Raw genomic sequence first — 14,334 nt, forward strand, 5'->3', positions numbered from 1 at the left:
TTCCGTCAACTATCCCTCAGTAGAGGTTGGTCTTGTAATCCTTGTCCAGGCTGCTCTGCATCAGTCCCGGCACCGACACGAACGCGCTCGCGATGCGTGCCCCGATTCCCTTGTCCTTGTTCAGCCGGACATGCTCCGCGAACATCTTCGCGGGCTTGATATCGGCGGGCGCGGCGGCTGCGGGCCAGAGCTTCGCGCGCGCCAGCGCCGCGCTGGGTCGGATCGCGATGTCGACATCGTCGACGCGCGTCGCGAGCAGCGGGACCTTGCCCTGTACCGCGAAGGTCGCGCGCGCGGTTTCGTCGTCGGTGAGCATCGCGGTACCGCGCACGATCGCGACCGACGATGCGCCGGGGATCAGCAGCGCGGCCGCGATACGCGGCTGGCCGATGAGGTTGCGGAAGCTGTCGGTGCGGCGGTTGCCGGGGCGGTCGGCGAACCATAGCTGGTCGCCGGCGACATGCGTCATCGCGCCCGCGGGATCACCCTTCGGGCTGAGGTCGGCATTCCCCGCGGCATCCATCGTCGCGAGAGCCATGAAGCAGCTTGCGCCGGCGAAGGCATCGGGGGAACCGGGGGCGTCGTCGTTCGGTGCTGCAGACCAGAAACCCGAACGGATCAGCGCCTTGGCACAGTGAACATAGCATTCCTCGACCGCGACCCGCGCATCGCCGTCGTCGACCGCCGCAACGCGGCCGTTGACGCGGAGCGTCTCGCCGATGCCGGGGACGAGGAAGAGCGAGCCGAAGCTGGCGCCCGCCACCGCCAGCGCCGGATCGTCGAGCGCCGCGATCGGGATCGACAGCGTCGCAGGATCGGCCGCCGCGAAGCCGGCGTCGCCGCCGCCGAGCGTGATCGCGATGCCGTCTGCATCGCCGAATCCCGCGAACATCAGCGGCGACGCCGCGAGCCAGCGCTGCGCCGTCGCATCGACATGATCTATGACCTTGAGTCCCACCGCCGGTGGTGCCTTCCCGAGGATGGCCTCGAGGCCCGCGATACTGTCGATGTCGCTCATGTCATGGACGCTCCCTCAGAATTCGATCGAGGCCGATGCCTTGAAAGTGCGCGGGCCGCCCTGCAGCAGCCGCGAGCCGAAGGCACTGAACGCGTTATAGGCCGAGGCCCAATAGCGCTTGTCGGCAACATTATCGACGTTGAAACGCAGCGTCAGCGGCGTGTCGCCGACCAGCGCGACATAACGTGCGCCGAGGTCGAAGCGCGTCCAGCTGTCCAATTCGAGCGTGTTAGCGGCGTCGACCGCCTGCTTGCCGGTATAGACGACGCGGCCGACCAGCGTCAGCGCGGGAAGGAAGGGAAGGTCCCATTCGACGTTGGCGTTGGCCAGCACGTCGGGCACGCCGATCGCGTCATTGCCTTCGTTCACGCCGCCTTCGGTCCGGCGAAGCTTGGCGTCGTTGAAGGTCAGGCCCGATATGATGCGGAGGCCATCGACCGGCTCGCCGTCGAGCGTGATCTCGACGCCGCGGTTCCGCTGGGTACCGTAATTGCCATAGATCAGCCTCACCGGATCGACGAAGCTGTTGGGCTTGTCGATCTGGAACAGTGCGAGGCCGGCGTTGAAGCGACCGAAGTTCAGCTTGCCGCCGACTTCATATTGCTTCGACTTGACGGGGGGCAGCACTGCGCCGCCGTTGGTGACGGGGAGGTCGTTGCCCTGGCCGTCGTCGATCGTCACCGGTGCGGTCGAGCCCGCGACCAGGCCCTCGATGCGGTTGGCGTAGAGCGACAATCCTTCGACCGGCTTGATCACGAGGCCGAAGACCGGGGTCGCCGCCGATTCTTTGTAGCCGCCGGTGCGTGCGCCACCGAAATAGGAGTATGAAGTCGTCTTGATTTCCTGCAGGCGAAGGCCCCCGGTGATCAGGATGCGGTCGTCCCACAGCCCCAGCGTGTCGGAGAAAAACACGCTCGACACGCGGTTGCGGCTGATCGGGAACACATCGTCGATATCCCCGCCGACGAAGCCGCCGGGCGTGGGTGCGGGCGCGATTACGGGATCATAGAGGTTGGTGGCGTAGTTGGTGGCCGAGAAATCATAGGCGTTGCGATTGACCTGCCAGCTCACCGCAGCGCCGGCGTTGATCTCGTGGCTCATGCCGCCGCCTTCGAGCTTGATGCGGATGCCGGCGGTGGCCGATTCATTATTATCTTCGCGCGGCACATAGGAACCGCTGCCCGTGGCGGCGCCGGTCACGGCATCGAGCACCGTGATGCTCGCGGTGGTCTGGTCCTCGCGGCCGTCGCGTGCGCCGACCTTGGCGTAGAGCATCGCCTGGTCGGACACATCATATTCGATGCTGAAGGTGCCGAAGAAATCCTTGGTCAGGATCTGGCTCCATGGCTGCGAATAGTTGGTGTCGGCATCGGGCACGCGCGGGACCACTCCGCCGATGCCGACCTGACCGCGCCAATATTTCTGGTTCAGCCGCTGGTAGTTGAGATTGAGCGAGGTACGCAGCGGGCCGTTGTTATAATCGAGCGTCGCGCCGAGGACGTAGCTTGAGTGGAATTCTTCGTCGATCGCGATGTCGCCGCGGCGCGCCGAGCCGTTGATGCGCAAACCCCATTCGCCATTGGCGCCGAAGCGGCGCGCGACGTCGACCGCGCCCGAGATGTGCGAGGCGGAGGTATAGCCCAGCGTTGCGCGAACCATGTCGCGCTCGGCCTTTTTGGGGATCAGGTTGACGCTGCCGCCGATGCCGCTGCCGCCCGGTGCCGCGCCGTTCAGGAAAGCGCTCGCGCCGTTGATGACCTGGACTGAGGAGAAGAGTTCCGGCGCAACGAGCTGGCGCGGCGTGACGCCATAAAGGCCATCGAAGCCGACATCGTCCGATGACAGATCGAAGCCGCGGATCACGAAGACTTCGCCGGCGATGCCGAAGCCGAGCGCGGTGCGAACCGTCGGGTCGTTCTCCAGCACTTCGCCCAGCGTGTCGGGCTGCTGGTTCAGGATCAGTGCCTCGTTATAGCTGCGGATGTTGAACGGAATATCCTCGGCCGCCTTGGTGCCGAAGACGCCGACATTGCCGCCGCCCGTCACCTTGGTCTGGTTGTTGCGCTGCGCGGTGACGATGATCTCTTCGCCGGCTGCACCCTCCTGCGCCATCGCGGGTGTCGCGGCAGCGAGCACGGCGGTCGCGGCGGAGAGGCCGAGCGCGGTGCGAACGGTCGATTTGGTCATAGATATTCCCCTACAGACGCGGCCCTACCCCGCGCGGAATTGGTCAGGTTCGGCGGGCGCGCATGGCCCAACCGACGGCAAGAACAGGTATGGCGAGCGCAGCCCACGACGCGGCGTCGCGGACGCCGTCACCGGTCAGCGCGACGACGAGCCCGACGATGCTGACGAGCGCGAGGGCGAGCGGGATCGCGAAGATTGCGCGCAGGCTGTGGGTCTTCCTCATTCGGAGGGCACCAAAGTGCCGCCGCTCTCGACCTCGCGGACGAGCGCGTCGGTCCCGCTGCGGCGCTTGCCAAGCCAGAGATAGAGGCCCGAGCCGAGGACGATCAGCGTGAAGACGGTGAGGATCGCCCAGAGCAGTTTGAGCGGCAGCCCGCCATAGTCGCCGAAATGGAGCGGCTGCGACAGCGCGAGCGCCTTGGCGTACCAGGGCATCGGACGCGCGTCGGTGAATTCGCCCGTCTCGGCATCGATCAGCGCCGCCGTGAGCAGCCGTTCGGTAAGCGGGGTGTCGCCCTGGAAAAAGACGGCATAATGATGCTTGCTGCTGAACGCCCCGCCGGGGAAGGCGATGAACTGCGGATTGTTGCCCGGGATTTCCTTGCGCGCCGCCGCCATCGCCCTGTCGATCGAGCCGTAGTTCGCGGGCGCCACCGCCCCCTTGCCGGCATAGGCTTTCGTCATCTCGGCAAGTTCGGTCATCTGCCAATATTGAAAGATCGGGGTCGCAAGCGCGTTGATCACCCCGGTCGCGCCCACGACGGTCATCCACGCGAGCGCGACGATGCCGAGGAGGTTGTGATAGTCGAGCCATTTGACGCGGCGACTGCGCGATGTGCGCAGCGTTCCGAAGTCGAGCTTCTTCATGAAGGGCGCATAGAGCACGACGCCCGAGACGATCGCGATCACGAAGAGCAGCCCCATCAACCCCAGGAAGAGCATCCCCGGCAGGCCGAGGAACATGTCGGTGTGGAGCTGGAGAATGAAGTGCATCACCCCATCCTCATCCACCGCCCCGGTCGCCTCGCCCGTCGAGCGATCCAGGAGCTGGATCGTCATGTCTTCGGCGGGCGAATTCGGCCGCGGCGCGGTGGTGATCGTCATCGATGGCTGGTCGTTGTCGAACGCCATGAAGACGGGCACTTCGCCCGGCCGCGCGGCGAGCGCCTTGGCGAGCATTGCATCGAGCGGCTTCAGGCCCGGCGCTTCGCCCGATGATCCAACGCCGGGCATGCCATAATTTGGCGCTTCTTCGGTCAGTTCGTCGATCTCGTGATGGAAGATCAGCGGCAGGCCGGTGACGCACAGCATCAGCAAAAAGGCCGTGCAGACGATGCTCGTCCATTTGTGGATCAGAAACCACGTCCGGATGGTCGATCGTTGCATGGTGCGAAAAAGCTACTGCTATTGCGAGGAATAATCAATAATGCCCTATGGCTTGCCCCGGCAATTGACAACTGCCTTTGCGGCGCGAATTCCATCGTTTGGGCCAGCTATCCCATAGATCGGGCCACTCGGGCCGTGTTTAGTGCGCCGCGCGACGCCGCGATGCCGCAAAGAGTCCGGCATTTGATGCGGACCTTTCGTGCGTTTCGGACATTATTTAATATGAATTTGCTTTCCGATTGCGGTGCCTTCAAGATGGCGCAGAGGGACCGCTCGTATCGCTGGAGGTGTCGTGCCCCTAAGCCGCGAAATAGAGCGACTGCGCGCCGAGCATGTGGCGCTGATCGCGCTGGCGCGGATCGTGACCGAATTGCTCCAGGCTTCAGAACCGTCGCGGCTGACCGAACTGGCATCGGCGCGCGGACTGCTTCGCGAGACATTGGTCCGCCATCTGAAATGCGAGGACTGGATCCTTTATCCGCGCCTGCGGGCGACGGGCGACCCCGACCTGATGCACATCACGCACGAATTCGAACTGGAAATGGGCGATCTTGCGGCGGAATATGTCGCCTATGACGATAAATGGACCGCCGAGCGCGTCGCCGCTCACTGGGAGGCGTTCTGCCGTGAGACGATAGCGGTCTTCGACGTGCTGGCGACGCGGGTCGAGCGCGAGGAGCGCGAGCTATATCCGCTCGCCGACAAGCTCTACGCGGCTGCCGCGGCGCTGGGTCCCGCGGTCATGGACGAAGCGACAATTTCCAACTGAGCGCGACGCGTAAATCCTGATCATAGCCCGGCACGGGCTGCTTCCACGGATCGGCGAGTTCGAGGCCGATCGTCGCATTTTCGGCATAGGCGACGCGCACGCCGCCGCCCCAACTGCCAAGTTCGAAACCGGTGCGCGGGATCGCGGTACGGCCGAGTAAAGTGACGTCGGCATAGTCGACAAAGCTGTAAATTTCGCTTTTCGAGAAACGTCCGCTTCGCAGCGGGCGAAGCGCAAATTCGCCGAACGCCGCATAGCCGCGGTCGCCATTGACCAGCCCGTCTTCGAACGCGCGGCCAAAGGTGGCGCCGCCGACGCTGAAGCGCTGCGCCGCGGGCAGGCGGTCGCGCGTCCAGCGTCCCGTTGCGGCGGCGCGGACGACGAATGCCTTGCCGATCGCGCGGTTCGCCTCAAGGCTGGCGTCGGCATATGCAAAGCCGGTCTCCCCGACGCCGGGATCGACGCGCGCACCGGCGATGTCGAGACCCTTTGCGCCGCCGATACGCGCGCCGACGACGGTGCGCTCTTCACTGAGCCGAAAGGCAAGGCTGCCGCTCGCGGTCCAGGTTTTTTCGGCGGCGATCGTCGATCCGAAAAGGGCGTTTTTCGAATCGAGATAGTCGATCCGAGCCGAGGCGAGGAGGTTGCGCCGCGACGCGCGGATCAGCGGATGGGTGACGCCGAACCCCGCGCTCCACGCCTCGCCATCGATCGCGAGCCCCTTGGGACGCGTGCGCAGCGCCGCGCCCGACAGTTCGGCGCGTGTGCCGCCCGCGCCGATCGGGGTCGAATGACTCGCCGCAAGGTAGAGCAAGGATTTGAGATTGAGTGCTGCGGCGCCGGTGAGCCGCGTTTCGTCGCCGCTACGCAGCAAACTGGCACCGCGCGCATTCGCCTCGACGATCCCGTCGTTCACGAACTGACTGGTGCGCGTGGTAAAGCCGAGTCCGATCGTCGGTTTCTTTGCGTCGACCGCGAGATCGAGCGCAACCGCACCCTGCGCGCCGCCGAGCGCCAATGTCGGGGTGACGGTGACGCCGGGAATGTCGGCGATATTGCCGAGCGCGCGTTCGAAGCGCGCGCGGGGGAGCGGACGCTGCCCGGCGAGGCTGCCGGCCATCTTGCCGACGAGCGGCGCGGGGCCGCTTTCGCGCTCGCCGCTCAGCGTCACCGATCCAATATAGCCTTCGGCGGAGGCGACGGTGACGACCCCGCCCGAAAGATCCTGTTCGGGAATGACGAGAGTGAAGAGCGCGACGCTCGACCGATTGTATGCGCGTGTCATCGCGGCGGCGAGCTTCGCGAGATTTTCCGACGATGCGGGCTTGCCGACGAAGCGCTGCGCGGCGCGACCGACATTGGCGGGCACGCCCGCGCCGACGAAGCGGATTTCGCGGATAATGACGTCGGGCCGCGCGCCGAGTTCGACCTTGCCGAGCGAGAGCGGCTTGGCCTCGGGATCGGGGAGCGGGTCGCGGCTGCGATCGGGGGCTAGCGGCGGGCGGCCATCGAGCGGCGTCGCCGCCGGCTGGGCCGCGAGCGCCGCGGCGGGGAGGAGCAGGGCTCCCACTACCGCCGCGGTGCAGGCGTTGCGCAATGGGCGCATCGGGTGCGGCTTCAGTTGCCGCGCTTCGGCTTCAGCCCGCCGAGGACACCCCCAACGGTACCGGTCACGCCGGTGACGAGCCCGGTCACGGGATCGACCGCCGTTCCGCCATCGGTCGTGCCGCCCGTCAGGCCGTTGGTGACCTGACCGAGCGCGCCGGTCGTGGTTGTCACGACATTGCTGACGAGCGTGACGGGCGTTCCCGTGGGACTGCCGGTCGCGCCCCCGGTCAGGCCCCCGGTGACGCCGCCCAGCAAATTGCCGCCGGTGCCGGGTTGGAGCGTGACCAGTTGTCCCGCCGATCCGACGCCGACGGTCAGCAGGCTGCCGTTCTGCTGTCCGGGCGACAGGATGCTGGCGCCAATCAGGGGGGAGGCATTCGGGCTGCCGATCGCGGTCGCCTTGCCGATCGTTGCGGTGATCAACTGGCCTGGGGCGGCGGCAAGGCCGTCGACCAGATATTGCTGGCCGCTGCCGGTCTGGACGAGCGCGACGCCGGTGCTTTTGACCACGCCGACGACGGTGCCGACCAGATTCGCGTTGCCGGGCACCTTGCTGTCGACCGCGCTCGCAAGGAGCAGGCCCTTGTCGGCGATGACATTGACGAGGCCGCCCGTTTTCACGAGCACATTGCCGATCACCGGATTGGTCGCAGCGGGATCGCCGGTGTTTGCGAGAAGGCCGGTGCCGGCGATACCGCTTGGACCGACAAGGCCGCCGACCGCGAGCGCGCCGGCATCGCCGAGGCCGAGGCCGCTACCAGCCGGACCTGCGGGGCCCGCAGGTCCGGTTGCACCGGTCGGTCCCGCGGCGCCTGCCGGGCCGACGGTGCCCGTGGCACCGCCGCTGCCGACGCTGCCGACGCGGTAACTGCCCGACGATTCGCACGCGGCGAGTGCAAGGCACGCCGGGATCAGGATGAGATGGGCTGGGCGGAATTCAAGACAGGACAAAGGCATGAGACATCCCCTTGGTACATGATCTGGTCCCTAAGCCCCAGATTCCCGAATGAACGTCAAAGTTCCCGCTGTTGTTGAAATTAATTGTCGTTAACTCAGGGCGTAAACTAATAGTTGAGGAGGTCGTTACGGAATCCCATGCGATTTCACAAAAGGCGTTAACTAAAATTTTTCTGCTTACGGTCTTTGCATAAACTTTTGTCAGTTCAATATGTGGTTCACCAAGGGACATGATTTCCACAATTTGATTTATGTTAATAGTTCCCGTCGGCTTGAGTGCGCGACTGCCGCTGATCCTTCTTCGTTCCGTCATCGGCTTGTCACGTCTTCGCCGCAGCGCCGCAATATCGTCCGCCTAATGCCCCCGCGACCCAGGCGCCATTTCGCGACCGGGAAAAGGGGATTCATCAATGACCTATCAGTTCAGGAACCGCCTGCGGGCCGGGGCCGCTTCGATCGCTGCGCTTGCCGTGCTGGCCGCGACCCCGGCTTTTGCCGAGGAAGCCGCCGTCGATGTGGCCGCCGACGGCGGCGATGTCGAAGAGATCGTTGTGCTCGGGCAGGGGCAGGCGCGTCAGGTGCAGGAACTGGGCGCCGCCGACATCGCGCTCGAAGTATCGGGGATCAGCCCGCTGAAGGCCATCGACAAGCTGCCCGGCGTCAATTTCCAGGCCGCGGATCCGTTTGGCGCCTATGAATGGTCGGCGCGCATCTCGATCCGCGGGTTCAGCCAGAACCAGCTCGGCTTCACGCTCGACGGCGTTCCGCTTGGCGACATGAACTATGGCAACCATAACGGCCTGCACATCAGCCGCGCGATCATCAGCGAGAATGTCGGCCGCGTCGAAGTCGCGCAGGGGGCGGGTTCGCTCGCCGCCGCATCGACGAGCAACCTTGGCGGGACGATCGAATTCTTCTCGCGGGCGCCGGCCGAAGAGCTCGGGGTCGAGGCGTCGGCGACCTATGGCAGCGACGATACCAAGCGCCTCTTCGCACGGATCGACAGCGGCGAGATCGGCGCGGGCGGGCCGCGCCTGTCGCTGAGCTATGCGTGGCAGGATGCCGACAAGTGGAAGGGCAATGGCGTCCAGCGTCAGGACCAGGTCAATGTGCGCATCGTCCAGCCCGTCGGCGACGGCCAATTCTTCGGTTTCGTCAACTATTCGAACCGCCGCGAGAATGACTATCAGGATCTGAGCGCCGACATGATCGGCCGCCTCGGCTATCAGTGGGACAATTTCGCGAAGGATTGGGACCTCGCGGTCCAGGTCGCCAAAGTCTATCAGAATCAGGTCGCCCGTGCCGCTTATGACGCGGGGATCGCGAATGGCAGCCTGCCGCTCGGCACGCCCTTCACCGCGCCCTATGCCGGCGTCGGTCAGGCGTTTCCGGCACCGGTCGGAACGGTCGACGACGCCTATTATGATGCCGCGGGCCTGCGCAAGGATTGGCTCGCCGGCGTCGGCGTCGAGGCGCCGCTCGGCGAACATTGGACGCTGAAGGCGATGGGCTATTATCACGGCAACAAGGGGCGCGGCCTTTGGTTCACCCCCTATGTGACCACGCCGGGCGGCGCGCCGATGACGATCCGCACCACCGAATATGACATTGAACGCTATGGCATCGTCACCTCCAGCCTGTTCGAGGTCGGCGACAACAAGTTCGAAATCGGCATGTGGTACGAGGATAATGCCTTCAATCAGGCGCGGCGCTTCTACGGCCTTGGCAACACGACCGGCGCCCCCGATCGCAGCAGCCTGACCTTCCCGAAGAATCCGCTGGCGACGCAGTGGGAGTTCGATTTCAACACCCAGACGCTGCAATATCATGTGCAGGACACGCTCGATCTGGGCCAGTTCCAGATCAACGCCGGCTGGAAGGGGCTGCGCGTCACCAACCGCGCGACGCCGGTCGTGAGCGGCGGACTGGCGTCGGGGACGACCGAGGCGAAGGATTGGTTCCTGCCGCAGGCTGGCCTGCTCTATCGCCTGAACGACGATAACGAGCTGTTCGCGAGCTATACCGAGAATATCCGCGCCTATGAATCGTCGGCGACCGGTGGGCCCTTCGCGACGACGCAGGCAGGCTTTGACGCGCTCGATCTCAAGCCCGAGACGTCGACGACCTATGAGCTTGGTTTCCGCACCAAGTCGCCGCGTTTTCAGGGCGTGATCGCGGGCTATTATGTCGACTTCAAGGATCGCATCATCGCGTTCGCCAACGGGTCGGGCATTCAGGGCAACCCCGCGATCCTCAGCAACGTCGGCGATGTCCGCTCTTGGGGCGTAGAGGCGGCGGGGACATTCCGCGTCACCCCCGAACTCTCGCTCTTCGCTTCCTATGCCTACAACGACTCCGAATATCAGGACGATGTCGTCAACGCGGCGGGCGCGGTGGTTGCGGCGACCGCGGGCAAGACGGTGGTCAACTCGCCGCGCCATCTCGGCAAGGGCGAGATCACCTGGGACAATGGCGATTTCTTCGCGCGCGTCGGTGCCAACTATACGTCGAAGCGCTATTATTCGTACGAGAATGACGCCGAGGTGGGTGGGTTCATCATTGTCGATGCCAGCATCGGATACCGGCTGAACGACCGCATCTCGATCCAGGCCAATGCGACGAACCTGTTCGACAAGGAATATGTGTCGACGATCGGCACCAACGGCTTCGCCAACCGCGGCGACAGCCAGACGTTGCTCACCGGGGCTCCGCAGCAGTTCTTCGTCACGCTGAAGGCCGGGTTCTAGGATTGAGGTCGCGGCGCCGGTCCCTCGGCGCCGCTTCTCAACGATTGACGATGATGGCGCGGTCCAGCTAGGGCCGCGCCATCATTTTTTGGGAAATATAGTCATGACCGATACGCCCCCCGACCGCATGTCGACCAATCCGCGCTCGCCCTATTTTGACATGGAGGTGCTGCAGCGCGGCATCGGAATCCGCTTCAAGGGCAAGGAGCGCACCGACGTCGAGGAATATTCGATCTCCGAAGGCTGGATCCGCGTCGCCGCGGGCAAGTCGAAGGACCGGTTCGGTCAGGCGATGACGATCAAGCTGTCGGGCGAAGTCGAGGCCTGGTTCGAAGACACCGCCACTGGTGAAGGCACCGCCGCTGGCGAAGGCGACGACGCCTAATCAACTGACGCGCCCGCGCATAAAGAAAGCCCCGGAGCGATCCGGGGCTTTTCTTTATGCGCGATGCGCTTGCAGAAAGTCGTTTGGTCTTACTGGCCGAGCGAAGCGGCGACGGTTTCGAGGCCGTTGCCGGGCTTCCAATCGTTCTGGACCCAGACCGGCGCCTTAAAGCTGGGGGCATTGTTCGGCGCGCCGGCTTCGCCGTCGGCGTAGATGAAGCCCTGCACCGGGTTGGCGCGGAGGCCAAGGTCGCCGATCGGGGCGTACCACACGCGGACCATGCTCCAGTCGCCAGCGTTGCTGACGTCGACGACACGGACGTTGCGCTCGATCTGGCCGCGACGGCCGTTGATCGGCGACCAGTTGGCGTGGTCGATCAGGATTTCGCGGTCGCTGACGATTTTCTTGACCACCGCGACATGGCCGAGCGGCATGCCGCTGGTCCCGGCGAACGCCATCACGGCGCCTTTGCGGGGCTCTTCGCCGCGCTGATAGGTTCCGGCCGCCTGCGACCACCAGGTCTTGGCATTGCCGCGGATTTCGACGCCCGATTCGGCGCGGGCAAAGGGAACGCACTGCAGATAACCCTGCGCCGCAGCCGGAACGCTCGCAAGCAGGCCGGTGATGGTCATCACAGACGCGATGGCGGCTGCCAGGTAACGACGATAGAGCATGAAATGCGACCCCCGAGGCTTGTCTTCAAGCGTTGGAGCGTCTTTGCCACGTCGCGCGCGGTCCACCACCCGTCTAGCGACGAGTCGCGCCGTCGCTGCGGTGGATGGGGGAACCTTTTGTTAAGCCGTTCAATTCGTCGCGCGGACGGTTCGTTTTATCGCCGTCAGGCGGCGACGGTCGCGATGTCGTCGGGCGCGCGGAACAGCGTCAGCACGTCGCTCGCGGGCATGGGACGGCCATAATAATAGCCCTGGATATTGCTGCAGCCGAAGCCGCGGAGCGTCTCGACCTCAAGTTCGGTTTCGGCGCCCTCGGCGGTCGTCGACATGCCCAGGCTGTCGGCCAGCGCGACGACGGCGCGGATGATCGCGATCGATTCGATGCTGCCCTTCGCCGCGCCGACGACAAAGCTGCGGTCGACCTTGATCGTCGAGAACTGCGTCTTGCGCAGATAGCCGAGCGACGAATAGCCGGTGCCGAAATCGTCGAGCGACAGGCGGATGCCGAGGCCGATGAGCTGGTCGAGCAACTGCGCCGCGCCGCCGCCGTCGCGCAGGAACACGCTTTCGGTGACTTCGATCTCGAGCCTCTGCGGCGAAAGCCCGCTCTGCGCGAGCGCCGAGACGACGACCGAGGCGAAGCTGGGGTCGGTAAGCTGGTCGGCCGAGACGTTGATCGCGACCTTCAGGTTAGACGGCCATTTCATCGCTTCGCGGCACGCCGTGCGCAGCACCCATTCGCCGATGGGCGAGATCAGGCGCGCATCCTCGGCCAGTGGGATGAAGCGGCCCGGCGACACATTGCCGAGCTTCTTGTTATTCCAGCGGATCAATGCCTCGAAACCGTTGAGCGTGCCGTCGACCGCGGTCACCACCGGCTGATAATAAAGCTCGAATTCGCCGCGTTCGAGGGCGCCGCGCAATTCCTGCTCCATCACGCGCCGTTCCTCGGCCTGGGCGTGCAGGGATGCGACATAGGCGGCAACGACATTGCCCCCCTTGTCCTTGGATTTGTAGAGCGCAAGGTCGGCGTTGCGCGTCAGCGTCTCGACCGTCGCGCCATCGGTCGGCCCGATCGCGAAACCGATGCTGGCGCCGACGAAAAGCTGGTGATTGTCGACCACATAAGGGCGACTGATCGTCGTGATGATCCGCTGCGCAAGGTCCTCGGCGCTGTCGGCAGAGGCGACATTGTGGAGCACGACCGCGAATTCGTCGCCGCCAAGGCGCCCGCACGTCATCCCGCGCTCCATCAGGCCCTTGAGCCGCGCCGCGACCTGCGCGAGCAATTTGTCGCCGACGGGATGGCCCAATGTATCATTGACCGCCTTGAACCGGTCGAGGTCGATCATCAGCAGCGCACAGCGCGATTTGGCGTCGATGGCATGGCTCAGCGCGCGCGCCAGATCTTCGTTGAGGCTGAGGCGATTGGGCAGGCCGGTCAGATTGTCGAATCGCGCCATCTTGGCGATCTGTTCAGCGGTCGCGCGCTTTTCGGTGACGTCCGACCCGACGCCGCGAAAGCCGAGGAATTTGCCGGTTTCGTCAAGGCGCGGCGATGCGGACAATTCCCACCAGCGCGGTGCACCCCCGATCGTCACGGGGACGATCAGGTTCGAAAAGCTTTCGCGCCGTTTCATCCGTTCGGCCATGTCGTGCAGGCTTTTGGGGAACAGGCCGGTCTCCCAGGCGTCGCCCGAAAGCGCTTGCAGGAGCGGGACGCCCTCCAGCGTCTCTGCGGTGCCGCCGAGCGCATAGGCAAGGCGCGGCGAGACATGGATCAGGCGGCGGCTATTATCGGTCTGCCAGAGCCAGTCGGCCGAGGTTTCTTCGAACTCGCGGAGCAGCAGGCTGACCGTCTCGGTCTTTTCGTGCAGCGTCTCTTCGGCGCGGCGGAAGCGGATATGGCTTTGCGCGAAGCGCACGCAAAAGGCGCAAAGCAGAAAGCCCGCGACAAGGGCGACCGCGGCGAGTTGCGGCGCTCCCGCGCGCGTGAGCGCGGCGGCGGCGGACAAAGAAACCGGCGCGATAAACAGCACACAGGCCAGCGGGACGCTGTGCGCGACGATCGAAAGGGTAACCATCATCAGCACCGCGATCGTCCACATCGACAGCACATGGTCGAGCGTGGGCGTCAGTCCCTGCAGCCAGAAAAGGCTGCCCCAGACCAGCGCCGAATAGAGCGCATGGCGCGTGCAAAGCCGATATTCGGCAACGCCCGAAAGCTTGAGGTCGCCGAATGGAAGGCCGCGAAAACGACTGTACGACCAAAAGCCGAAAATCAGCGTGCATGCCAGCCAGCCGCCCGCGACTGCCATCGGCACGTTGAGGATCATGGTGAATGCCGCGACGATCGCCATGCCCATGCCCATCACCAGACGCAGCGAGCCGCGGCCGCGGAGCGGCGCAAGCTGGAGCTGGCGGAGGTTGCCGATGTCCTGATCACGCGGCCCCAGCCCCAACAGGGTCCGCGCAGGAATGACTTCGGCAGCAAGTGGATCGGTCAGCAGGCTTTTCACCCGCCCTGTCTAGCGCGCGGGAGTTACCCGAAGGTAACTATGCGGCTGTTCTGGTGAGAATATCTGTCCCACCGAGGGACAATG

The 14,334-nt window shown here is 64.9% G+C and carries 11 protein-coding genes; 3 read left to right on the forward strand and 8 right to left on the reverse strand.

Annotated features, from left to right (window positions below):
- Positions 1–16: 16 nt before the first annotated feature.
- From KEC45_RS00225 to KEC45_RS00240, 4 genes are read right to left on the reverse strand one after another with little or no spacing between them, the layout of a single operon-like run.
- Positions 17–1,018 carry a pyridoxamine 5'-phosphate oxidase family protein gene (locus KEC45_RS00225; RefSeq protein ID WP_252171302.1) on the reverse strand — a complete coding sequence of 334 codons (1,002 nt, stop codon included), beginning with the start codon at positions 1,016–1,018 and terminating at the stop codon, positions 17–19.
- 15 nt (positions 1,019–1,033) lie between these two features.
- Positions 1,034–3,205, reverse strand: coding sequence for a TonB-dependent siderophore receptor (locus KEC45_RS00230; RefSeq protein ID WP_062185280.1), 2,172 nt, complete (start codon positions 3,203–3,205; stop codon positions 1,034–1,036).
- A gap of 43 nt (positions 3,206–3,248) precedes the next feature.
- On the reverse strand, positions 3,249–3,428 hold the full coding sequence (locus KEC45_RS00235) for a hypothetical protein (protein ID WP_062185277.1): 180 nt from the start codon (positions 3,426–3,428) through the stop codon (positions 3,249–3,251).
- Positions 3,425–4,591 carry a PepSY domain-containing protein gene (locus KEC45_RS00240; RefSeq protein ID WP_062185274.1) on the reverse strand — a complete coding sequence of 389 codons (1,167 nt, stop codon included), beginning with the start codon at positions 4,589–4,591 and terminating at the stop codon, positions 3,425–3,427. Before KEC45_RS00240 ends, KEC45_RS00235 begins: the two co-directional genes overlap by 4 nt.
- Before the next feature lie 292 nt (positions 4,592–4,883).
- Between KEC45_RS00240 and KEC45_RS00245 the strand changes: the two genes are divergently transcribed.
- The gene (locus KEC45_RS00245; protein WP_193749206.1) at positions 4,884–5,360 is read left to right on the forward strand and encodes a hemerythrin domain-containing protein; all 477 of its coding nucleotides are present in this window, start codon (positions 4,884–4,886) and stop codon (positions 5,358–5,360) included.
- Here the strand turns inward: KEC45_RS00245 and KEC45_RS00250 are convergent.
- Both KEC45_RS00250 and KEC45_RS00255 read right to left on the reverse strand, forming a co-directional pair.
- Positions 5,332–6,966 carry a ShlB/FhaC/HecB family hemolysin secretion/activation protein gene (locus KEC45_RS00250; protein ID WP_062185269.1) on the reverse strand — a complete coding sequence of 545 codons (1,635 nt, stop codon included), beginning with the start codon at positions 6,964–6,966 and terminating at the stop codon, positions 5,332–5,334. The two genes, KEC45_RS00245 and KEC45_RS00250, sit on opposite strands and share 29 nt — an antisense overlap.
- An 11-nt stretch (positions 6,967–6,977) precedes the next feature.
- On the reverse strand, positions 6,978–7,925 hold the full coding sequence (locus tag KEC45_RS00255) for a hypothetical protein (RefSeq protein WP_062185266.1): 948 nt from the start codon (positions 7,923–7,925) through the stop codon (positions 6,978–6,980).
- Between the two features lie 410 nt (positions 7,926–8,335).
- On the opposite strand from KEC45_RS00255, the gene KEC45_RS00260 reads away from it, so the two are divergent.
- The gene (locus KEC45_RS00260; RefSeq protein ID WP_083435966.1) at positions 8,336–10,672 is read left to right on the forward strand and encodes a TonB-dependent receptor; all 2,337 of its coding nucleotides are present in this window, start codon (positions 8,336–8,338) and stop codon (positions 10,670–10,672) included.
- A 103-nt stretch (positions 10,673–10,775) separates the two neighbouring features.
- On the forward strand, positions 10,776–11,057 hold the full coding sequence (locus KEC45_RS00265; RefSeq protein ID WP_062185263.1) for a DUF3297 family protein: 282 nt from the start codon (positions 10,776–10,778) through the stop codon (positions 11,055–11,057).
- 89 nt (positions 11,058–11,146) lie between these two features.
- On the opposite strand, the gene KEC45_RS00270 is transcribed toward KEC45_RS00265, so the two are convergent.
- Both KEC45_RS00270 and KEC45_RS00275 read right to left on the reverse strand, forming a co-directional pair.
- The gene (locus KEC45_RS00270; protein ID WP_062185259.1) at positions 11,147–11,731 is read right to left on the reverse strand and encodes a CHAP domain-containing protein; all 585 of its coding nucleotides are present in this window, start codon (positions 11,729–11,731) and stop codon (positions 11,147–11,149) included.
- Positions 11,732–11,895: 164 nt separating this feature from the next.
- Positions 11,896–14,250, reverse strand: coding sequence for a bifunctional diguanylate cyclase/phosphodiesterase (locus KEC45_RS00275; protein WP_062185256.1), 2,355 nt, complete (start codon positions 14,248–14,250; stop codon positions 11,896–11,898).
- Positions 14,251–14,334 lie beyond the last annotated feature (84 nt).

Source organism: Sphingopyxis sp. USTB-05 (assembly GCF_023822045.1).
In the GTDB taxonomy this organism is placed as follows: Bacteria; Pseudomonadota; Alphaproteobacteria; order Sphingomonadales; family Sphingomonadaceae; genus Sphingopyxis.

Bases quoted from the DNA above. Each gene is read 5' to 3' on its own strand.
- KEC45_RS00225 (WP_252171302.1), bottom strand. From the start codon at position 1,018: ATGAGCGACATCGACAGTATCGCGGGCCTCGAGGCCATCCTCGGGAAG.
- KEC45_RS00230 (WP_062185280.1), bottom strand. From the start codon at position 3,205: ATGACCAAATCGACCGTTCGCACCGCGCTCGGCCTCTCCGCCGCGACC.
- KEC45_RS00235 (WP_062185277.1), bottom strand. From the start codon at position 3,428: ATGAGGAAGACCCACAGCCTGCGCGCAATCTTCGCGATCCCGCTCGCC.
- KEC45_RS00240 (WP_062185274.1), bottom strand. From the start codon at position 4,591: ATGCAACGATCGACCATCCGGACGTGGTTTCTGATCCACAAATGGACG.
- KEC45_RS00250 (WP_062185269.1), bottom strand. From the start codon at position 6,966: ATGCGCCCATTGCGCAACGCCTGCACCGCGGCGGTAGTGGGAGCCCTG.
- KEC45_RS00255 (WP_062185266.1), bottom strand. From the start codon at position 7,925: ATGCCTTTGTCCTGTCTTGAATTCCGCCCAGCCCATCTCATCCTGATC.
- KEC45_RS00260 (WP_083435966.1), top strand. From the start codon at position 8,336: ATGACCTATCAGTTCAGGAACCGCCTGCGGGCCGGGGCCGCTTCGATC.
- KEC45_RS00265 (WP_062185263.1), top strand. From the start codon at position 10,776: ATGACCGATACGCCCCCCGACCGCATGTCGACCAATCCGCGCTCGCCC.
- KEC45_RS00270 (WP_062185259.1), bottom strand. From the start codon at position 11,731: ATGCTCTATCGTCGTTACCTGGCAGCCGCCATCGCGTCTGTGATGACC.